This window comes from Sporosarcina limicola, assembly GCF_014873855.1.
GTDB lineage: Bacteria > Bacillota > Bacilli > Bacillales_A > Planococcaceae > Sporosarcina > Sporosarcina limicola.
Genome location: NZ_JADBEL010000032.1, coordinates 1 through 22,614, shown reverse-complemented (window position 1 = coordinate 22,614; position 22,614 = coordinate 1). Strand labels below are relative to the sequence as shown.

15 protein-coding genes are annotated in these 22,614 nt (G+C 41.2%); 9 read left to right on the top strand and 6 right to left on the bottom strand.

What is annotated here, in order from left to right:
• Positions 1 to 88: 88 nt before the first annotated feature.
• Positions 89 to 2,167, bottom strand: a complete 2,079-nt coding sequence (locus H4683_RS18355; protein ID WP_192600287.1) for an S-layer homology domain-containing protein — start codon at positions 2,165 to 2,167, stop codon at positions 89 to 91.
• A 206-nt stretch (positions 2,168 to 2,373) separates the two neighbouring features.
• Between H4683_RS18355 and H4683_RS18350 the strand changes: the two genes are divergently transcribed.
• The 3 genes from H4683_RS18350 to H4683_RS18340 all read left to right on the top strand — a co-directional run bounded on the left by H4683_RS18350 (position 2,374) and on the right by H4683_RS18340 (position 7,498).
• Positions 2,374 to 3,837 carry an O-antigen ligase family protein gene (locus tag H4683_RS18350; protein ID WP_192600286.1) on the top strand — a complete coding sequence of 488 codons (1,464 nt, stop codon included), beginning with the start codon at positions 2,374 to 2,376 and terminating at the stop codon, positions 3,835 to 3,837.
• Between the two features lie 148 nt (positions 3,838 to 3,985).
• Positions 3,986 to 6,262 (top strand): S-layer homology domain-containing protein, encoded by a 2,277-nt coding sequence (locus H4683_RS18345; protein WP_192600285.1) that lies wholly within the window; start codon positions 3,986 to 3,988, stop codon positions 6,260 to 6,262.
• Between the two features lie 96 nt (positions 6,263 to 6,358).
• On the top strand, positions 6,359 to 7,498 hold the full coding sequence (locus tag H4683_RS18340; RefSeq protein ID WP_192600284.1) for a polysaccharide pyruvyl transferase family protein: 1,140 nt from the start codon (positions 6,359 to 6,361) through the stop codon (positions 7,496 to 7,498).
• Between the two features lie 12 nt (positions 7,499 to 7,510).
• Here the strand turns inward: H4683_RS18340 and H4683_RS22495 are convergent, their stop codons facing one another.
• Together H4683_RS22495 and H4683_RS18330 are read right to left on the bottom strand one after the other, a co-directional pair.
• Positions 7,511 to 7,672 carry a hypothetical protein gene (locus H4683_RS22495; RefSeq protein ID WP_192600283.1) on the bottom strand — a complete coding sequence of 54 codons (162 nt, stop codon included), beginning with the start codon at positions 7,670 to 7,672 and terminating at the stop codon, positions 7,511 to 7,513.
• A 268-nt stretch (positions 7,673 to 7,940) separates the two neighbouring features.
• On the bottom strand, positions 7,941 to 8,597 hold the full coding sequence (locus H4683_RS18330) for a LytTR family DNA-binding domain-containing protein (RefSeq protein WP_192600282.1): 657 nt from the start codon (positions 8,595 to 8,597) through the stop codon (positions 7,941 to 7,943).
• Between the two features lie 221 nt (positions 8,598 to 8,818).
• Between H4683_RS18330 and aceA the strand changes: the two genes are divergently transcribed.
• From aceA to H4683_RS18315, 3 genes are all read left to right on the top strand, one after another.
• Positions 8,819 to 10,099 carry an isocitrate lyase gene (gene aceA, locus H4683_RS18325; RefSeq protein WP_192600281.1) on the top strand — a complete coding sequence of 427 codons (1,281 nt, stop codon included), beginning with the start codon at positions 8,819 to 8,821 and terminating at the stop codon, positions 10,097 to 10,099.
• A gap of 51 nt (positions 10,100 to 10,150) precedes the next feature.
• Positions 10,151 to 10,279, top strand: a complete 129-nt coding sequence (yhfH, locus tag H4683_RS18320; RefSeq protein WP_192600280.1) for a protein YhfH — start codon at positions 10,151 to 10,153, stop codon at positions 10,277 to 10,279.
• A 707-nt stretch (positions 10,280 to 10,986) separates the two neighbouring features.
• Positions 10,987 to 12,675, top strand: a complete 1,689-nt coding sequence (locus H4683_RS18315; protein WP_192600279.1) for a methyl-accepting chemotaxis protein — start codon at positions 10,987 to 10,989, stop codon at positions 12,673 to 12,675.
• A 235-nt stretch (positions 12,676 to 12,910) separates the two neighbouring features.
• On the opposite strand, the gene H4683_RS18310 is transcribed toward H4683_RS18315, so the two are convergent.
• The 3 genes from H4683_RS18310 to H4683_RS18300 all read right to left on the bottom strand — a co-directional run bounded on the left by H4683_RS18310 (position 12,911) and on the right by H4683_RS18300 (position 18,177).
• The gene (locus H4683_RS18310; protein ID WP_192600278.1) at positions 12,911 to 15,076 is read right to left on the bottom strand and encodes a 5'-nucleotidase C-terminal domain-containing protein; all 2,166 of its coding nucleotides are present in this window, start codon (positions 15,074 to 15,076) and stop codon (positions 12,911 to 12,913) included.
• A 210-nt stretch (positions 15,077 to 15,286) separates the two neighbouring features.
• Entirely contained in the window at positions 15,287 to 17,122 is a 1,836-nt protein-coding gene (locus H4683_RS22015) for an N-acetylmuramoyl-L-alanine amidase (protein ID WP_192600277.1), read from the bottom strand.
• Positions 17,123 to 17,268: 146 nt separating this feature from the next.
• On the bottom strand, positions 17,269 to 18,177 hold the full coding sequence (locus H4683_RS18300; RefSeq protein ID WP_192600276.1) for a C40 family peptidase: 909 nt from the start codon (positions 18,175 to 18,177) through the stop codon (positions 17,269 to 17,271).
• 524 nt (positions 18,178 to 18,701) lie between these two features.
• On the opposite strand from H4683_RS18300, the gene H4683_RS18295 reads away from it, so the two are divergent.
• The 3 genes from H4683_RS18295 to H4683_RS18285 all read left to right on the top strand — a co-directional run bounded on the left by H4683_RS18295 (position 18,702) and on the right by H4683_RS18285 (position 22,302).
• The gene (locus H4683_RS18295) at positions 18,702 to 19,814 is read left to right on the top strand and encodes a glycosyltransferase (protein WP_192600275.1); all 1,113 of its coding nucleotides are present in this window, start codon (positions 18,702 to 18,704) and stop codon (positions 19,812 to 19,814) included.
• Positions 19,807 to 21,090, top strand: coding sequence for a murein biosynthesis integral membrane protein MurJ (murJ, locus tag H4683_RS18290; protein WP_192600274.1), 1,284 nt, complete (start codon positions 19,807 to 19,809; stop codon positions 21,088 to 21,090). The genes H4683_RS18295 and murJ overlap by 8 nt, the downstream gene beginning before the upstream one ends.
• A gap of 105 nt (positions 21,091 to 21,195) precedes the next feature.
• Positions 21,196 to 22,302, top strand: coding sequence for an amidohydrolase (locus tag H4683_RS18285; protein ID WP_192600273.1), 1,107 nt, complete (start codon positions 21,196 to 21,198; stop codon positions 22,300 to 22,302).
• Positions 22,303 to 22,614: the final 312 nt, after the last annotated feature.

Here is a 22,614-nt window from a genome sequence, read left to right as displayed (position 1 = left end):
TTTGGGGCAGCCATACTCTTGTCCCATTACTATAAATAAAAGGCATAGATGAAAGTCGAGTTAGCTGACTTCCATCTATGCCTTTACTTTATTCTAAAATACGTTTCACTAAATCTGCACGAATCCAGCCATAGTCGGCAGGTGGATTAATATCGGCTAGCACTTTATACCATACATAGCCATCACTACCTGTTGTTTCTTCTACGATGACGAGTGGATAGCCGAATGCCGCATTGTAGCCGGGGTCTTTCGGTTTATAGGTGAACAATTTATTGTCGCTTTGGACGTCAGGGCTTGTCCGTATATTGACGCCGTTATCTCCTTTAAACGAGATAACTCCCAAATTCGCTTGTTTGTAGTCCCGTTTACCTAAAAGCGTGTCAATGCGCCACATATGACCTGCAATTTTACTACCCCAGTTTGGGTCGGAAGCATATTTCACATTGAAACCAACCACCTTATTACCTGGAATGGCTCCATTTGCATGTGCTCCAAGTGGATTAGCATAATTGAGGTTCGCGTAGCGACTAATGAATGCATCCACACTGTTTTCGGGACGGACATAAATTTCTCCAAATTCAGGTGTAGAATCAAACACTTTAATACCAAAAATATTGTTTTTCGTTTGTGCATTGACACTTATTCCGTAATCGCTTTCATGAATGGCTGTCGCCAAGATGAACATTGCGTTAACGCGATGTGTATTTTCAATCGTCTTTAAATAGTTACCAAGACCGAGGAGTTTTGATTTGACCGTCGCATTTTTGTAACGAGCGATACCTGTATTCTCGCGTTCTTTCAAAACTTCTTTGATATATTGTTCAAGTTCCGCACCACTATATGAAGTAGGTTGACGGACGGATTGGAATTGGAAGTATGGGAAATGTATAATTGTATTCTTTGTTCCAACTTCATCGAAATGAACTCCGTCGAAGCTTGTATACCTTTTCCCGGCCTGCATCGACGGGGAGGCTGGGCCGATTGAATAAACCCCTTTGCTTTTACTTAAATTATTGTACATATTATGATACAAGATATTGGTCTGATCTACTTCATAATAGTCGTAGCCGGTGACAAGCTCTGTTGGTACAAGGTTGACTTCACTTTGTTTCGCATAGAAAGTCGTCCCAGCGACTTCAAGTATAACGTAGTCTGGGCTGCTTCCTATGTATTTCATTTCATGGCCCTTCTGTACATAGGTTACTTCATTCCGTAACGTGGAATTGCTATAAAGGGACGTATATTGTTTGGGGTTTTCCGAACCGAATGCTCGTCCGTCTTTCATTTTTATTATTTTATTATTTTGTTCAATTGCTCTTATAGATGAAGAAGCATTGTATGTGGCCAATGCATCTTCAAATGTTTTGTACACGGCAGTTGTTGGGTTCACTTGCCCCCCTGAAATGGAACTTACTTTATATACCTCGGGGTTGATGTTAGGAATACTTGGTTTCTCCGGTTGAGTTGGTTGGACCGGTTTTGTTGGCAGTTCAGGCTCAACTGGTTCAACTGGCTCAACTGGTTCATTTGGTTCAACCGGTTCTACAGGTTTCAATGCATCCGCAGCTGCTAACATCCTGAATAGAAACGCGGATGCGTGTGCAATTGTTGCATTGTCTCTTGGGTTGAAATAAACACCATTTTTTCGGTGATCCCCGCGGATGATGTTTAAATTGACTGCAACCGCCACAGCATCAATAAAGTTTGGAGAAATTTTATTGGAATCCTTGAATTTTAATGCTTTTTTCTGGACAGGAAGTTCCATGTAACGGAAGGCTCTGTTGATCATTCCAGCCATATGTTGACGGGTAATTTTATCATTTGCTCTAAACGTGCCATCGGGATAGCCGGAAAGAATTCCTGCTCCAGCAGCATTTTGGATTTCGATGGTTAGGCTTGAGTTCGCTTTCAAATCTTTGAATGTATATTTAGTAGAAATGGGTAAATCTAACGAACGGGTAATGTATGATGCGAATTCACCTCTTGTCACAGACTTATCGGGATGATAATTTCCTTTCGCATCCGCTCGAATCACGCCTTTTTCAATCAAATAGTTTAGTTCAGCTTTCATCTGATGACCGTCAATGTTGTTCGCCCTTACTTCTAAGTGGAAGGTTAGGGAGAACGTGAGCAATGTAATTAAAGTGAAAATGATTAGTTTTTTCACCGGTATACCTCCTTTTTACTTCATCTCCCTATAGTAGCAGAATTCCACCAGAATAATAAGGTAAGAGTTTCAGAATATTTTTCCTTTGAAATGAAACAAAAGGGTACACCACAACGTCTAATAAAATGCTATAATAACGGTGGACTTATAATCGGAGATTACCATCTATCATTTTGCGTTTAGTCGTAGAAAGGGAAAAATAGTAAATGACAACCATAACAGAGAAATTAAAAGAGAAAGATACATTGTATTTCCTCATAGCAATGGCAGTAGTAGGAGTTGCTTTGTTTCTTCCTACATCGATTGCACTTATTGTGACGTCGCTGTTCTTCGTACTTTTTTCATTTTTCAGACCACAGCAGAGTCTACTTTTCCTCGTCATCTATGTTAGTATTCGGCCGCTTCTTGTAGAAGTGAATTCGGGACTAAAACTGATTGGGGATTTGATTACACTTGTCGCATTTGTGAAATTGGTTTTTTCAAGTGGCAAGGATTGGAAGACGCTATTTTCATTTAAGTGGTTTGAATGGGCATTTTTCGCATTTCTGATATGCGGTGCTGTGAGCGGTTTAATGCAGCATGTTTTACCAGCCGCCGTCATTTTCCAAATTCGGACGTTTATCATTATGTACATGCTGTATTATATCGTTTCACGGATGCTGTTACCGGAAGATTGGTTTAAGCGGCTTGCGTGGGTAACTGTTTGGACAAGCCTACTTGTTTCTATTCATGGCATTATCGAAAAACTATCCATGAGACAATTGTTGCTACCAGATGTATGGAAGTATAAAGTATTGTCCGCTACGAACTTTGTAAGAATTTATGGCTTGCCTGGGAATCCGAATTCACTTGCATTGTTACTATTTTTCGGTATCCTTTCCATTTTGTTTTTACATTTCATCTATAAAAATGAGAAGTATAAATGGTTTTTGAATGTGAACCTTGTGCTGTTCCTCGGTGTCTTGGTATTGACGTATTCAAGAGGGACATGGATTTCGGCATTTACTTTCGGAGTCATTTTCATTTTGCTTTCGAAAAACTGGCATTTATTGAAACGGCTTGTTCTAGCAGGAGTAGCGTCAATCATCTTGGTCTATTACCCTGTCAATTTAGGAGTTCAGTTAGTCGAGTATCTTGGTATTAAAGCCCCAGATACTGGACCAGGCAGCATCGGTGAACGTTTTGGTGAGACATTCGATGAAAAGAATTTGGCGCTTATGTCTGAAAGTGGTCGATTCTTCTACATTAATAAAGGATTTGAAATATTTAAGGATTACCCCGTTATTGGGGCAGGTTTCGGTTCATTCGGAGGATCGGCTACGTTGTCATATGGCTCCCCAATCTATAAGCATCACGGGATTCGTTCAGACATCTATGGGGGTAAATACTTCTATTCTGACAATCAATACATTCAGGTCATTGCCGAAACAGGTGTTGTGGGCGTTATTCTCTTTGGGGCATTCCTACTAGGTATGTTTGCGATGTTCTGGAAAGAGCGGAAAACGGTATTTGGTAAATTCATGATTGCATTTTGGGTGGCAACAGGATTTTCTGGATTCTATTATAATATTTGGGAGTTAAAGTTGTATACGATGTTTTACTTCATCTTATTCGGAGCATTTGCGTCGTCTACGAGTCAGTATGTGAAATTTAAAATAGAGGATCTATAATATTATAATTAAGCTGTTCGGAGTACGGATAGTACACTTCGAACAGCTTTTTCCTTCATATGGATTATGGCAATCTGTCGAATCCTCTGTTAAACTATAGAATGATAGGAAAGGAAGGTGTAGCTTTATCACTAGTAAAAAAGTTTCAATGAAAATCTTTAGTAAAAAAATTACTATGACTGCGATTGCTACCTCACTTATATTCGCGATACCAGCAGGTGCATTAGCTAAACAGCAGTCGGTGAAGAGTACTCCAGTATCATCAGGCGTGACCTATTCACAATCTATAAACGCGGGAACAAATTACATAAATCAGCTTGAGGTCAATCTAGGTGATCCATATACGAAAATAGGTATCGGATTGCCAGCACCCATTGCAAAAACACAGACGACGACATCTCTTGCGAATCGGGACTCTAGGGATGACAATCGTGTTGTTGGTGCAGTTAATGCTTCTTTTTTTGACATGAACAGTGGATTGCCGATGTACTTAATTTCCCAAGGAAATGAAATTGTCAATGGGGGCGTCATCTCAGATTTGTCGAAATACTATGTGAGCCAGCCGATTGCATTTGGTGTAACGAAAGATGGGCTTGCTGAAATAGACTATTTCAAGTTCAATGTACATGTTGGTTTCGAAGGTTCCAATCATCTAATGACCGGTTTGAATCGTGAAAGACAAGCCGATGAAACCATAGTCTTTACACCCCAATATATCTCACAGTACACGAACTCGAACGAATACGGCATCGAAATCGTCGTTGATACAGGCCAGCCGATCACATCCACTCATTACGGCCAGCAATTGACAGGCCAAGTGGTGAAAGTGCGACCATATGGCTCGAAAGAAAAAGTGGAGATTCCTAAAAATGGTTTCGTAGTCTCCGTTCATGGACTTAAAGGATTAGAGAAGTTCAAGAATTTGCAACCTGGAAACAATATATCCTTATCCTTATCCATGGACGAAAAATGGATGGAATCCGAGTTCATGTTGGCGAGCGGTCCGATGTTATTGAAAGATGGCAAGCCGAACATCACCATGGATACATCCAACTGGCGGGCTAGTAGTCGTACAGCAAGAACAGCAATTGCAATTAGCAAAGATAAGAAAAAGGTCCATCTTGTAACAGTAGACAACCGTAAAGGCTATAGCAACGGAATGACGCTACCTCAGTTTGCGAGATATTTGGCAGATCAAGGATACGATCGGGCGCTAAATTTCGATGGCGGTGGTTCGACGGCAATGGGCGTACGTAACCAAGGAAGCAATACAATCGTACTTGCAAACCGAACGACAAATTCTGCTGAACGAAGAGTGTCCGCTATTATCGAGGCGATTAGTACAGCGCCATTAAGCGACCCTGCACATATCAGTGTGTCTCGGAATAAGGTTGGTACGATGCTAGTCGGGTCAAACGCTTCGGTAGTATTAAGTTACGTACTTGACACGTATTATAATCCGTTGAAAGTGGATATGGCAATGATCGAAGTGCTTTCTGACAATGGCAGTGTCTCCGCTTCTGGTCTTTCATATACAGCAGTGAAAGCAGGGGAGGACAGGGTTACTGTACAATATGGTGGTGCGAAACAGTCATTTCCTGTGACGGTTGCTGATGCACCAACTAAGTTGACAATTATACCTTCTGCATCCAAAATTAAACCGGGCGCAAGCGTGTCGTTCAAAGCGACTGCAACGGATGCGCAAGGTAAACCTATTATATATTCACCGGAACAGCTGAAATGGAGTGTCTCAGGCGATATCGGAACAATCACAGAATCAGGAAGTTTTAAAGCTTCGACTAAAGCCGGCAAAGGTCAAGTGAGCGTGACATTGGGGACGAAAACGACGAGTATCCTAATCGAAGTGGGTGACGGGGTATCCACCCCTCCCGTCTCTTCCTCTACTTTCAAGGATATCCCTACCAACTATACGTTTTATACTGAAATTCATAGTTTGAAAGAACTTGGTTTTATTAAAGGGGATGTGAATGGCAAATTCAACCCCAGCAATTCATTATCACGTGAACACGCCGCTGTCATTCTAAGCAGAGTGTTCAACTTGGATACAACTAAAGTGGGTGTACAAAAGTTTAAAGATGTACCTCAAAAACACCGTTATTTTAATGAAATCAATGCAATTGCGAATGCGAATCTTGTAGGTGGTAAAGGGGACGGGAGATTCGACTCAACCGGACAGCTAACACGTGCGCAAATGGCGGCAATCCTTGTGAAAGCATATGGGCTCACAGGCGAATCGACTAAAAAGTTCAAAGACGTCCCGGCCAGCCATTGGGCATATAAGCAAGTACATATTTTAGCGAACCATAAAATCACGACAGGTAACGAGAGAGGGAATTTCAAACCGAATATTCCGGTAAACCGTGCGCAGTTCAGTGCATTTCTTTATCGTAGCTTGAATAGATGACTAAACGGGGCCCACATTATTATGTTGGGTTCCTTTTTTATGGTTCATCATGGCTGTGTTATAATAGGTTCATCACTCAATGAAGGATGTTTTCAAATGAAAATAGGGATAGTAGGAAACTATGGAAATGATAATAACGGCGACGAAGCAATCTTGCAGAGTATCATCAAACAAGTGATGTCAACGTTTACAATCGAAACGGAAAATCTGACCGTTTTTAGTAATAATCCTACTCAGACATCGGAACGGTATGGTGTCAGTAGTTTTCCGCTCTACTATAAAAATGGTAACGCTGTGAAAACATTCATAAAAACCTATAACAACAATAAAGAAATCGTCAAAACGTTTGACCTGCTCATTATCGGCGGGGGCGGTATACTAATGGACCTTTACAGGAGGGAAGCTCCGTTATTTGGTTCCTATGCAATGATGGCGAAAAATACGAAGGTACCTTACGTCATTTACGGATGCGGCGCGGGACCTCTACATACCGGGTTAGGTAAATGGTTCATCCGCTATATGTGCAAGCATGCTGAAAGTATTTCCGTACGCGATCCCGAATCGGCGGAGTTACTACAATCAATCGGTGTGAAAGAATCGATCAAGACAATTGGAGATCCGGCATTTTCCCTACGAGAAGTGAGGGGCGGGAAATCGGATGTTCCGATGAAGATTGGCATTACAGCCGTGCCATACTACAATGCAGGTTACTGGCCAGAAGGAAACCCTGCAATCTACAATGATTATGTGGAGGGAATGGCCAAGAATCTAGATAATCTAGCAGCACATCATGATGTCGAGATAACATTCTTCGCGACTAAATTCCCACAAGATGCAGAAGTAACCAAAGATATTCAGCGTAAAATGTCACAGAAAGATAAAATAACAATCATCGAAGAAAACCTTCTACCGGATAGGATTCTTGCCATCACTGCCCAACAGGACATCATCATCGGGACAAGGCTTCATTCATTGATTTTAGCGACATGCACGGAAACACCAGTCATGGCGATTGCCTATCACCATAAAGTGAATGACTTCATGAAACTGGCTCATTTAGAAAAGTACTCATTCCCAATCGGTGATCTCCATAAGAATGAGACGTACTTTCTGAATTCATTCAATGAAATGAAAGAAAATTGGCTAGTGACAGTGGAAAAAACGAAAAAACTATCCCGTGAGTTGTATGATGAATCGATGACAGGGACCCAACAGTTTGTAGAAGCAATTAAATGAAATGAACAAGAATCAAGCCACTCCGTAGATTTGCGGGTGGTTTTTTTTTCGACCAATCCCACTGTGCAAGCGACTGATTCTATTGTTCAAGCGACCAATTCCACTGTGTAAGCGACCGATTCCGTTGTGTAAGCGACTGATTCCACTGTGTAAGCGACCGATTCCGTTGTGCAAGCGACCGATTCAGTTGTGCAAGCGACTGATTCCGTTGTGTAAGCGACCGATTCAGTTGTGCAAGCGACCGATTCAGTTGTGTAAGCGACCGATTCCGTTGTGCAAGCGACTGATTCCGTTGTGTAAGCGACCGATTCAGTTGTGCAAGCGACCAATCCAGTTGTGTAAGCGCCCGATTCAGTTGTGTAAGCGACCGATTCAGTTGTGTAAGCGACCGATTCAGTTGTGTAAGCGACCAATCCGCACTAATTAAGCGACTAATGCTAAATTAAAACCCAAGCACTTTTCTCACTGTGTTCATATAAGATTGGCTGACGGGAAGCTCTGTGCCATCTTTCATAGATAATATGAGATTAGAAGAGATATCCCTTGAAATGTGCCGGATGTAGGGAATGTTCACGATGTATGATCGATGAATGCGCATGAAAGATTTTGGCAAACGCAAAAGTAAGTCTTTCAGCGTATGGCTAGTACAATACTGTTCGTCATTGGCGTAAAACCATGTTTTCTTTTGCATACTTTCAATACAAGTTACTTCTTCAATCGGAATCGGACTCCAATCTTCAGCTTTTTTTCCTGTAAGGAAGGTGAATGGCTCGCTTCTCAAAATAGGATAGTTTGGCGGTAAAATAACAAGCAGTGCAGCAACTTCTCCTTGGACATCGATTGGATAGCCAATTCCGTAGTAAGGAGCACCTAAAAATGATTCATTCATCATCATATCCAGTTTACATCTCTGTCGAATAATCCGATCCGCTAGACTTCCGGATTGGACAGTTTGGCTTTCTTGCAAACAAATATCATGTTGATCGGCAAAGTAATAGATATAACGATTGCCAATTGCGATTGCTATTGACGCTTCTTTCGGAATCCAGTCTTCCATCATCAAAAAAAAATTGTTGTAAAACTTCTTTTTCCATCTCATTTACCCCTTTTCTATTCGCTTAATAGAGTTCATTTTCCCTAATTCGTCGTTCTCTTTTCGCATCTATCCGTAAAATCCTCCTTTATATCGAAAACTTGTGACATTCATAATCATCTGTTATATATTACTATATAACAACTTACTCTGTTATGAAACAGTAAAAATTATTATTTTTCATAAACAGAGGAAGCGTTAAAAAACGGGAAGGTGTGAATGTTTGAATGACTAGACAAGATCAGGTGGCAAAATTGAAGAAAAGTTGGGCAGAAGATTGTAGGTGGCGAGGAATTGAGCGGGGCTATTCTGCAGAAGATGTTGTGAAACTTCGCGGTTCTGTACAAATTGAGCATACGCTTGCTAAGAGAGGGGCGGATCGTTTATATAAATCCCTTCATGAACTGGATTTCATCAATGCACTTGGAGCCCTTACAGGTAATCAGGCTGTCCAACAAGTAAAGGCGGGTCTTCAAGCTATCTATTTAAGTGGTTGGCAAGTAGCGGCGGACGCAAATCTTTCAGGGCAAATGTATCCAGACCAAAGCTTATATCCGGCAAATAGCGTTCCTTCAGTTGTAAAACGCATTAATCAGGCGCTTCAACGTGCTGATCAGATTGATCACTCTGAAGGACGCGCTGACGGTTTTGATTGGTTCGCACCGATTGTGGCCGATGCGGAAGCAGGATTTGGCGGACCTCTGAACGTCTATGAATTGATGAAGGGCATGATTGAATCGGGTGCTGCCGGTGTACACTTGGAAGACCAATTGGCATCCGAGAAAAAATGTGGACACTTAGGTGGTAAAGTACTGCTGCCGACACAAAATGCTGTACGCAATCTGATTTCTGCAAGACTTGCGGCTGACGTCCTCGGTGTACCTACTCTTCTCATCGCTCGGACGGATGCGGATGCTGCGGATCTGATTACAAGTGACATTGATCCGAAAGATCAGAAATTCATAACAGGAGAACGTACACCAGAAGGTTTTTTCCGTACAAAACCTGGTATCGACCAAGCGATTGCACGAGGATTGGCTTATGCACCGTATGCAGACCTTGTGTGGTGTGAAACGTCCCATCCGTCACTAGAGGAAGCACAGCAATTTTCGGATGCAATCCATGCGATGTTCCCTGGTAAAATGCTCGCATACAACTGTTCTCCTTCATTCAACTGGGAAGCGAACTTGGACGAAGCAACAATCGCTAAATACCAAGTAGAACTTGGTAAAATGGGCTACAAATTTCAATTTGTTACACTTGCAGGTTTTCACTCGTTGAACCATAGTATGTTCGAATTGGCATATGACTATAAAGACAATGGCATGACGGCGTATTCAAAACTGCAACAAGCTGAGTTGGCCAATGAGGAAAAAGGATACACAGCGACAAGACATCAACGTGAAGTCGGAACAGGTTACTTTGATGAGATATCACAAATTATCTCAGGTGGTCAATCTTCGACAACGGCGATGAAAGGCTCCACGGAAGTAGCGCAATTCATCTGAATTTCTACCATGGCCAGATTATGAAAGAAATGAAATCGGAGGAGATCAATTATGCAAACAGACAATAAAAAGAATGAGTTACCAAAAAAAATCTGTCGTGAATGCGGTTGTGAAATTGTAGAGCAGGTTGAGTCCCTATTATTTGAATGTGAACGCTGTATCGGTTTGAATGAAGAATGATAGTGAACTATATACTCGGCACTATTTATTTGTAATTCATTAGGGGGTTTGCTACCTAATGAGGTACAAATCAGTGGAAACTGAAAAATACTCACGAAACCAATGAACAAATCTAGCTTAGAAGCGATGTTTGAGGTATTTTTTATTTCTACATTTATGTTCCTTGCTTTCCATTTGCTAAGTGCCGAATATATAATCATAATTTCTAGTTGTTTGAGGATGAATTGATAGTGAAATAAAAATGCGAATAGTCGTTCTGGAATTAATCCGGAGCGGCTATTTTTTTGGGTGAATTATAGTAGAAAGCGTCCACATATGATACAATGAAGAGGAGAATGCTCAGTGAAGAAAAGGCAGACCCATAAAATCAAACTGCGATTAAGCAATTCAAGCCTCTATAAAGAGGAGCAGCCCTGGGAGTTAAGATCATTTCTTACGGGGCTTTTTTTCTCGTTCACAGATTTACGGGTCCGTTAGAAACAGTTGATTTTTGAAATACAGAACTTTTTCTTAGAAGAAGCAGCGTATTGTTGAAAGAGGGCAACGTACCACTGAAAAGATAAGTTTTCCTGGAAGGGGAAAAATGGTATTTCACTCAATGTTTCTCTTATTATTTCAAGCATACTGAATTACTATGAAAGTAATGCTATTATATGTTAATAGTTATATAATTTGAGTAAGCTAAAAGATTGTAGGGAGGTAGGATGATGAAGCTTACTGTCGCGAAAAAAATGTGGCTAGGATTTGGAACGATACTGGCGTTACTAATCATAGTTGGATTGATAAGTTTATGGACAACGATTCGTCTTAACTCCGATTACTCGTTTTTATTGGACGACCGTGTAAAGAAAGTACAGTTGATAGATGAACTTATTTTAAAGCATAGTGAAATACAAGATGATGTGCGAGGCTATATGTTGTTCAGGGATTTGATATATTTGGAAGCGCATACAAAGCATGTTGACCGGTCTAAAGAGCTAATTAAGGAGTTAGATGGAAAACTTCAAAATAGCGAAACACGGGTTTTATTGGACGAATTAAGGGCAGCTCAGAAAAAGTACTTAGATCTGCAGAATGAAATTATCTTAAGTATCAACGCAGAAAAGGAGCTCAAAGCGAATGAACTTGGAAGGGCATCAGCAAATGTGGGTATCAAGGTGTTAGGCTATGCCCAACTAATTAAAGAGGAACAGTACACGGCATTGGAACAAACGCGTAGTGAGTTGAAGAAATTCATGATTGGTTTAAAGTTATTTGTCATAGGTATGTTGATTTTCGCTACGATTGTTGGCGTTGTAATCTCCACATTCATTAGCAATAATATTGCAAGGCCGGTTCGTATCGTGACAGAGGGATTAAATGAAATGTCGACCGGAAATTTGACTATCAAACTGTTATCTGTTAAAAACAAAGATGAAATCGGTGAAATGGCCACGGCATTCAATAAAATGGGTTCAGACGTTGCAAGAATGGTAAGAAAGATTAATATGTCCGCTGTCCACTTGGCAACCCAATCGGAGGAGCTGTCGGCTAGTTCGGAAGAAAGCTTAGCTACTTCAGAAATGGTTGCTAAATCTGCTGAAAACCAGATGATTGGCAGTGAGAAGCAACAAAGAATTATCATCCAATCCGTTTCATCCTTGGAAGAATTATCATTAAGTGTCGCTGAAATCAGCAGCAATAATGAAGAGATGCTACAATCTACTGAAATAGTGACGAACCTTGTTACAAAAGGTTCAAACGTAGTAGAGGAAGTATCGGCACAAATGTCGACCATCCATTCGACAATTCATGAGTCTTTCAAAGTTATGATGGAAATGTCCCAGCATTCCGATAAAATACAAAGTATCACAGCACTTATTACCGATATTTCAAATCAGACGAATTTACTTGCATTGAACGCGGCAATTGAAGCTGCACGTGCAGGAGAATATGGGAAGGGTTTTGCAGTAGTAGCAGAGGAAGTTCGGAAACTTGCTGAGCAATCGAAAAGGTCAGCTTCAGAAATCGAATCGATGATAACGATGATTCTAGAAGCATCCAAAAGAGCCGTTACATCCATTATTGCGGGCGGTGATCGTGTCGCTACAGGAATAGCTGCAACCGAACTATCATGGGTAGTTTTCGATGAAATTCAGCAAGCGGTTGGTGATGTTGCATCAAAAGTTGAAACAGTATCTGCTGCTATCGAAGAAATCCAAGCAATGGCTGTCGAAGTGACGAATGGAGCAAATGAAGTCCAACATTTGAGTAGTGAATCGGCTGCAAGTGCTGGTGATACTAGTGCCGCAACAGAAGAACAGCTGGCTGTAACTGAAGAAATCTCAGCAAGTGCACAGGCTTTGTCGAAACTTGCCGATGATCTTCAAATGGAAATGAAACATTTTAGAATATGAGTTGTAAAAGCGAACAACGTGTCTAACGACATTGTTATTCGCTTTTTTCAATGATATTTTAGAAGTCAGCTTTAACAGGGATGAAAGTGGTAGATTTGTTGTCGTACTTCTGAAAGATACCGGAGCGGTTGCGATGTAGGAAGAAGATATGAATCGGCTACCAAGCAGGCAAATGAATAGCTGAAAAAGCGTTCCTCACCCCTATGATAAAGAGGGGGGAACGCTTTTCCTATAATTATTCTGCTTTTTTCGCTTGTTTTGTATTATAGATGAAATTTGATACGATTTTTGCAGCTTGTTCACGTGTTGTTGACTGTCCTGGGTTGAACTGGCCTTCTGATCCATTTGTGATACCAAGTTCGTGAAGCATAGAAATTGCATTTACAGCGTCAGCACTATAGTTACCAAAATCTGAATAACGTGCTTCCATCGCAGTGTATTCTTTGCCAGTGTAATTTTTATATGCTCGTTCAAGCATTAGAGCGAATTGTGCACGTGTCACATTTTCACTTGGTTTAAAGTTCATGTCAATCCCTTTGATGATTCCGTTGTCATATGCAGCTGCAATTTCTGTTTTCGTCTCATCGGCATAGCCGTCGATGTCGCTGAATGGTGCAGTGCCTATTGCTTTCAAATCAAGTGCACGGACAATCCAAGAAGCGGCTTGTGCACGTGTCATTTCTTTTTGTGGTTCAAATGTTGGGTCTGCACCTTTCACTACATTACGGTAATAAAGGTCAGACACATATGGATATGCCCAACTATCATACGAAATATCACTGTAAGGGACTTTTGCAAGTATACGACCTTCAAGACCTATTTCGATTTTGTTGATTGATTTCAAATGGTCGGCAAGGTTTTCCCAGTCACTAAATCCTGGTTCACTTGCACGTCCTGCTTCATAAGCTTTACCTAACGCTTCAAATCCATCCCCACCTCTAGCGGTAAAGACATTTGTAGCCGCTTTGTACATTTTACTATCTTCGATTTCCTTACCGTCGATTGTAATAGAAACAATACGCTTACCTGGTTCAGCTTTACCGTCAAAAACAACTTTCGCACCGGCAACATGAAGGAATCCGCCATTCTCTTTTGGGTATTCTCTTACAGAGTGTTCGAAAGTTTCTTTCAGTTCAGCTCCACTTAACTCCATTATCGCCAATGAGTTACCGAATGGCAGAACAGTGAGCACTTCACCATATGTGATTGGACCTTTATTGAGGGAGGAACGAATTCCACCACCATTTTGGAAAGAGATGACTACATTAGGATCAATTTCTTTCGATTTTTGCAACATACCATCTGTGATGATATTACCAAGATTTGTTTCTCCTGCACGGACACCTCCGAAATCACGGAGACCGCTCAGGAAAACTTCCGCTGTTGCGCCTGTTGGCTTATCCATTTTTTCTTTTACTTTGTCAGCAAAAGGTTGAAGTAAGTCTACTGCTTTCGGATCTTTTGCGCCATCTTTACCATCAATGGTATGTAGGACTCCATCATATTTCTTTACGACACCCTTTTCATCAAATGTAATATCAAGTTGTCCGAGGAATTTGCCATATTCATTCGCTTGTACGATAACGATAGGTTCTTTATCAGCATTGATGACATGTGGTTTCTCTAATTTAACATGTGTATGTCCGCCGACAATGATATCAATGCCAGGTACATTTTTTGCCAATAAAATGTCGTTGTCGACTTTATCGGAATCGTCGAAACCAATATGTGTAACAGCGATAATTTTATTGACGCCCGCTTTTTCAAAAGAAGCGACTGCCGCTTTTGCTTCTGTGATGTAATTTGTGAATGTTATTTTTTCAGGACTAGAAATAGTCATTGATTCTACAGTTGTTAAACCAAAAATACCGATTTTTTGACCATTCACTTCTTTAATAATGCCGTTATAGATTTTTCCATTTTCAGGATTTGTTGAAATATCCTGTGTCTGAAGTCCTTCGAAATGACTGTCTGCTGAAAAGTTCACGTTTGCTGCTAGCATTGGGAACTTTGCACCTTTAATAAATTCCGACAGTGACTTGTGTCCGTCAGGAGATAGACCAAGGTCAAATTCATGATTACCAAGTGTCATGGCATCGTATTCTAAGTAGTTCATGAACGCTAAATCGGCTTGCCCTTTGAACTCGTTGAAGTAGAGCGTTCCTGAAAATACATCTCCAGCATCAAGAAGGACGTTAGAAGGATGATCCCCACGTAGTTTTTTGACCAGTGCAGCACGTTGAGGAGCATGTTCGAGATGAGCATGCGTGTCATTTGTGTGGAACACTGTGAGCGAAAAGTCACCAGTTGTGTCAGCAGCTGATACTGCACCGGGTGTGATTGCAACCATACTGAATAGAATCACTGCAGCGGCAGTCCCCTTAAAATATGTTGATAACATAATGCACCTTCCTTCCTTGTTATGTTTTTTTGCATCCTCACCAACTTTATGAATCTATGTAATGATAATGAGTTTGCGTATAATTTAAGTGTATCATCGAGGTTGATAATCAACAAGTGAATATTTTGGTAACTTCACAATACATTTCAGTGTTGATGGATATCAAAAAACCATAGAGAATGAATTCATTCTCTATGGTATATTTTGTTTTTATTGTGAATAGTATTGTACTAGACCTTGATAGATTGATTCTGCATAGATTTCTAAATAGATGTCGCTCGTCAGCTTTTGAAAGTCCTCCGAGTTTGAGATGAAACCGAGTTCAACGAGTACAGCGGCAACATTATTTTGTTTAATGACAATAAAGCGGTTGTCTTTTACACCACGGTTGACCATATTCGCATTTTTGATAAGGTTATTTTGGATATAGGTAGCCAAAGTCTTACTCTCTGCTGAGTTCGGATTCGTAGAAGAGTCAAAGTATGTTTCAGTGCCTTTTGCAGAAGGCGCTGCTGAATTCACATGAATAGATACGAACGTTTCAGCAAAATTTTTCTTTGCAAATGCGGGACGCTGTTCTAAGGAAAGGAATGTATCGTCCGAACGTATCATCAATACCTTTGCACCTGCGTTTTTGAGCTTAGCTTCGACAAGTTTGGCTACTTTTAACGTGATGCTTTTTTCGGTTACTTTATTTTTTGAAGTGCCTGGATCATGTGCGCCATGGCCTGCGTCAACTACGATGATTCTATTCTCTAAGATATTCCCAGTGTTGTTAATCAATTTTAAATAGGACTTATGAACATATCCTGTTTGTGAATTAACCCTAACTTTTGCCCAATAGCCATCAAGCAAAAGTACCTCCACACGTTGACCAATTGTTAATTTCGCGATGATAGCAGAGTTTGTCCCTGTACTTTCCCTGACATTCAAACTTTTGACTGTCACTTTCCCAGTCAAGTTTCCAGAGGTAATAGGTTCTTCAAGGTTTTCCTCGGGAACTTCTCCTTCGGTAGGCTCTTCTTTAGGAACTTCTCCTTCGGTAGGCTCTTCTTTAGGAACCTCTCCTTCGGTAGGCTCTTCTTTAGGAACTTCTCCTTCGGTAGGCTCTTCTTTAGGAACTTCTACTTCGGTAGGTTTTTCTTTAGGAACTTCTACTTCGGTAGGTTTTTCTTTAGGAACTTCTACTTCGTCTGTAGGAGTTTCTGTTCCTGCTTCGACAGTAAATCGGTTGTTTATATAACCTTCTCCGTTATCAAGAAGAATGTGTAACCAATCACCAGATTTACTTACGACTTCGACAATCTGCCCGTCTTTTAATTTTTTAATGACGGTTCCTTGCACAGATGGTTTAGAGCGCACATTTAGAATATCTCCACCTGTTTTGACTTTTGCGAAATAGGTTTTCGATGTTTGATCAGGTAAATTTACGGGTACTTTAAATTTATCATTCAATGCTCTTGCAACAAATAATGCGAATTGTTTACGTGTTAGATAGTCATTTGGGAGAAACTTGCCGTCATCACCTATTGTAATTCCAGCATAGTATAATCCGTTGATGCGATTTGCATATTCGTGCTTAGCCATATCAGTAAGTAGAAGAGGTTTATCTTTTTCTGAAAGATTGAAAGCGACCGCTAATGCATTACCCATTTCATCCCGCTTTAATTTTTCATTAGGTTTGAAACGATTGTCTGCTCCCAATTCGAAAAAACCTAGTGCTACTGCTTTACTGGCATACTTATATTGTTCTGGGTACTTTTTCTGGTTAATGTCTTTGATAACTATAGATGGAGTAGAAGCACTACTTTTTTTTGCAGCGATAACAAGCATTTTCGCCGCTTGCGCCCGTGTCAGATTGTTGCTTGGATTGAATTTTTCCGCTTTGTTAATGATGCCGAGGTCTGCTATGTAATGAACCTGTTCGTAAAAATCCTCAATGGGTTTTACATCTGAAAATTTAAACTGCGCAGAAGAATGCCCCGGGACCATGGTAACGAGAGCGAAAATCATTGATAGTACAGCAGCCCACTTAATTGTTCTCATTGTGTCCTCCCTTGATTTACTAGAGTCGTAGTTTTAGTTTACCAGTGATAGCAGTGCAAAGCTATCTTCATAGATAACTATTTATTGATTAACTCCAAAAAAATAAGACTGGATGCTCTATAAACAGAACACCCAGTCTTCAAGAGTCAATTGTTTAGGCGATTGATAATTGCCTTGAGTTGCTTTTCGGTAACATTATCATTCAAACCGAAATTTCCATCTCCATACCCTTTTGTTACGTTATTGAAGGAAAGAATGTTGATATATTCATTTGCCCAATGGTCTTTAGGAACATCTTCAAATGAAGTTTCGGACGAACCTTTAAGGTGGAATGCCTCCACAATAACTTTTGCAAGTTGGGCACGTGTCAAATGACCATCGGGATTAAATGTCCCGTCTTTGCCTGAAAATAATCCTGCATCCGAAACAGCCAGGATTGCATCAAGTTTTGGATGGCTAGCTGAAACGTCTGAATAAGGTGATTGGGAGCTTTTTTTCTCCAAACCAAGTTCTTTAACAAGTATTTCAGCAACATCTTCACGAGTAGCATAGTTAACCAACTTGTCAGTTGTCGGTGCTTCGTTGGCAGCTGCAACCATTCTTACTGGAGCAGAATCATTCACGCGGCGAGCACCTATATAACGGCTACCCCAATAGGCTGGGTCATAGATGGAAGAAACCATGACGCCCCTGCTTGTTGAAGCGTGAATGAATCCGCTGCTTCCGATATAGATTCCGACGTGTGAAACGCCATGTCCACTTGTATTGAAGAATACAAGATCTCCTGTTTTAAGATCACTTTTTGCGACAGATGTTCCCATAGCATACTGTGGCCCTGTAGATCTTGGGATGGAAGTCCCTGCTTTATTGAAGACGAATTGCGTATATCCTGAGCAGTCGAAACCGGAAGTGGTTGACCCTCCGTATGAATAGGGTGTACCCATATAGGCGCGCGCTGTATTTACGAGCGAAGTTGTTGAATTTGCTGAAGCCATGGATGGAATGGACATTGAAATCAGTAAGCTTGCCGAAATAAAAAACAAGAATCGTTTCATCAGTTGCTCAAATTCCCCTTTCGCACATATAGATACAGTGTGCTTTGTCTGTGAACATCTTAGCACAGCTAAACCATCAATTCGGTTACAGTTACATTACAATAAGATTACAATGCTGTCGGTTGAATAGAATAAAACACGAAAATTGCCATTTGATAGGGGATTAGGTCGAGTCAAATGGTTTTTTGTCGTGAATTTTAGGGCACTACGGTACTGAATTGAAGGTCATGTAATCTGCCGTCTAAAAGGCTGAAGGTCATGTTGTATGTTATAATCGTGAAATAAAAACATTGGTGTTATCGGCTAGTTTAACTTAATTTGGCATTCATCTTCCACTTCTACAAGTGGGGAGATGATGCGGAATATGTAGACAATTCAGTGAGGGTTTAAACTCCAGCTGAATAAAGTTAAAGCTTTCGGCGGATACATGCGATTTTTCAGAGGAATTTATCGAGCAAGCTCGATAAAAATTTGGGCGCAAATACGTCTTAGCGTATTTGATTGAAAGATGGGATGAGAATTTAATGGAGAAAATAGTGGTATTCAGTAATATGTATCCGTCGCCGGAGCATCCGACGTTCGGAATTTTCGTTGAAAATCAAGTCGGACTTCTTCAGTCAGCAGGACAAGCTGTTGATGTCATCGTAATCGATAATCCTAGTAAAGGTAAGTTAACGACATTGAAGAAATACATAACGTGGTTTTGCCGTTCTTTTATGTACATGGCGAAAAATCGGAAGCGATTGTCTTTGACGCATGCGCATTATGCATTTCCAACGGGATTCATTTCATTAGTAGGTAAAAAGATGATGGGCATTCCTTATGTCGTGACAGTTCATGGAGGCGACATTGACAAAATGGCGGCGAAAAGCGCACGCATCGCTAATTTGACAAAGCAGATATTACAGCAAGCAGAGTCGGTTATTGTTGTAGGGGAAAAATTGGAAAGTGATGTTATCGGTCGATTTGAAGTACCGGAAAGTCGCGTCCATGTGATGAGTATGGGGGTTAACACGTCTATATTTAAGCCTGTGTCGAAAGAGGAAGCGAGGAAGGGGCTTGGTCTTTCTATAGAAGAAAATGTGATTCTCTTCGTGGGAAATGTCATTGAAGCGAAGGGTTTGCTGGAACTTGTCGAAGCATTCGCTTTGTTGAAGAAATCAACTCCTGAAGTAGAGTTATTTATTGTCGGATCACGGAAAGATACGAACTTTTTCGAAGTATTGCAGACGTTTATTCGTGAAAAAGATGTGAAGGATATTCACTTCAAAGAACCACTAGGACAAGTGGATTTGGCACAATGGATGGCAGCATCGAATGTTCTTGCACTTCCATCTCATCATGAAGGCTTCGGACTTGTGGCTTTAGAGGCGATGGCGGCCGGGACGAAAGTAGTTGCGACGAATGTCGGCGGTTTGCCGTTTTTATTGGGTGGCGGCGCAGGCATTCTTGTTGAAGCGAAGAATCCGGTTTCATTGGCAGAAGGACTTAGAAATGCGTTAGATTCGGCTTCTATGTTAATGAATGAAACGGTTATCCAACAGAAAATAGCGGAAAATTCTTATGAAACGATTTTACAGGATTTGCTGTCGATTTATCGTTCAGCTGGGAAGGGGCAGGTAGGACATAATGAGTAAAATGATGAAAATTATCGGTGCTGTTGCAGTCATTAATATTGTGGCGAGACTGTTTGGTTTTCTTAGGGAAGTGGCGATTGGCAATCAGTATGGGTTGTCGGATACCGCCGATGCTATTACGGCAGCGTATACAATACCGAATTTCATTTACCTTGTCGTGGGTGGGGGATTGACGACGGCATTTATATCCGTCTATCATTCGACGAGAACAGATAAGGCTTTGTATGTACGCAAGTCGTTTACGACCATTCTTGTAGCGGCGGTGTCGATTACAGCTATTTTGCTTATCTTTACGAATCCAGTGTTGCATCTGGTTTTTAGAAATCGCAGTGCTGAAGAGTATGCATTGATACGCAATCTCTATCTTTGGATGATGCCTTCTTCTATCATTCTTGTGTTATCGACATGGATGAGTGGCGTTCTTAATGTCAACGGCAAATATAATTTGTCGAGTATGGCCGTTCTGCTCTATAATGTCGCTTTCGTTGGCATTGCAGTGTTGCTGACGAGTACTTTTGGACCGGAATCTTATGGAATTGGTGCTATGCTGGGTGCCGTTTTGATGGGGGGATTCCTGTATGCCGGTCTTCGGAAATCAAAACTGTATTCGTTGAGACCATCGTTTGGGATGTCTGATGACATTAAGCGGATATGGGTCATCGCTTTACCGATTTTGTTTGGTGGTGCGTCGTTGCAGTTTTATATTTTGATACACCGATTTGTAGCTGGTCAGTTTGAAGACGGAATTATGATGGCTGTCAACCTTGCTTCGAAATTGACGAGTCTTCCACAGGCCATTTTGATGACTGCAGTGACAACGGTTATTTACCCTCTATTGAGTAAAAAAGAGGGTGAGGGTGACATCGAGACGATCCGCAAGCTCTATAAAAAGGGAATGCTCTATTTGGTCGTGTTACTTGCGCCAGCAACAGCTGTTGCTTACTTTTTTGCGGAACCGCTTGTCAGTCTTGTTTTCGAACGTAGGGAATTTACGAGGGAAGACGTCCTGATCACAGTGCCGATTTTCCGTGCATTTGCGCTGTCGATGTTTTTCCTTGCTGCGAATACCTTTATCACACGATTTTATTATGCCAAAGCCAATTCGATGGTGCCGGTTATATTCAGTGTGATTAGTGTCTTAGGGATTAACGTCGCGGTTATTTACTTAATGATGGATGCATTCGGTGCTTCGTCGATTGCATACGGTACGGCTATTAGTGCAGCGGCGAACTTTGTCATGCTTGTTATCTATGCCAGAGTGAAGTGGAAATTATAACAAACTGATAACAGCTGACTGTTTTTATTTGCAAAGATAGGTTATTCTGAAAGATGTGAAGTATTTATTAATAAAGATAGAGAAGATAGGATAGGGGTGTTTTAATTGATAGTTAAAGAGAAAGTCGGGAAATGGTTCGATCATTTTCATACTTATCCTGAAGTGAGCTGGAAAGAGGTTGAGACAACAGCGAAACTTGCGGGAATTTTGACGGAGATGGGCGTGCAAAATCATACGTTTGACGATGTGACGGGTGTTATCGCAGAAATTGGAGAAGGTGAGCGGATTATTGCGGTTCGTGCGGATATCGATGCGCTATGGCAGGAAGTGGATGGCATTTATCAGGCGAATCATTCATGTGGCCATGATGCGAATATGTCGATGGTGTTAGGGGCGCTGTCTTATTTACAGGATGAAAAGCTTGGCAGTCGAATCCGTTTCATCTTCCAACCAGCTGAAGAAAAAGGCAATGGTGCGAACTCGATGATTGAAAGGGGAGCCGTCGATGGTGTCTCGCATTTGTTTGGAGTACATTTAAGACCGCAAGAAGAAATTCCTTTCGGAAAAGTAACACCTGCGATCCATCATGGTGCAGCCGTATTCCTTGAAGGGAAGATAATAGGTGACGATGCACATGGAGCGAGGCCGCATCAAGGAAAGAATGCGCTTGATCCACTTTTTGCGATTGCGCAGTTTGTGAAGACAATCAACTTTTCACCGTATGAAGCCTATTCCGCAAAACTGACGAAAGTGCAAGCGGGGGGAGAAAGCCTCAATATTATTCCAGGGACTGCGACATTTGCAATCGATGCACGTTCACAATCAAACAGTGTGTTGAACGAATTGAAAGTACGAATTTCAGAAGGGATACAGTCGATTGCTCAGCTATATGCCATAGAAATCGTGTTAGATTGGAGCGATTATACGCCAGCTGCAGAAGTATCTGAAGAAGCGGCGGCAATCGCGAAAGAAGCCATTTTGGAGACGGTTGGGGAAGATGGATTTGCGCCTGCAGTCGTGACTTCAGGTAGTGATGATTTCCACTTTTACACAATTCATAAACCGGAGTTGAAGGCATCGATGATTGGCATTGGTGCAGACCTTGGTCCAGGGCTTCATCATCCTAACATGACATTCAATCGAGAAGCGTTGGATATCGGTGCTAGGGTACTGGCATCGGCGTTGAAAAAAGCATCGTTTTTGGATGAATGAAATAGATGGAAATTTCTTACTTCACAGAGTATTGTGGAGTAAGAAGTTTTTTTATATTCAAGAAGCGACTGATAACGCAATCAAGCGACCAATACCACTATCGAAGCGACTGATTGCGCAATCAAGCGACCAATGCCACTATCGAAGCGACTGATTGTGCAATCAAGCGACCAATGCCACTACCGAAGCGACTGATTGTGCAATCAAGCGACCAATCCCACTACCGAAGCGACTGATAACGCAATCAAGCGACCAATGCCACTACCGAAGCGACTGATTGCGCAATCAAGCGACCAATGCCACTACCGAAGC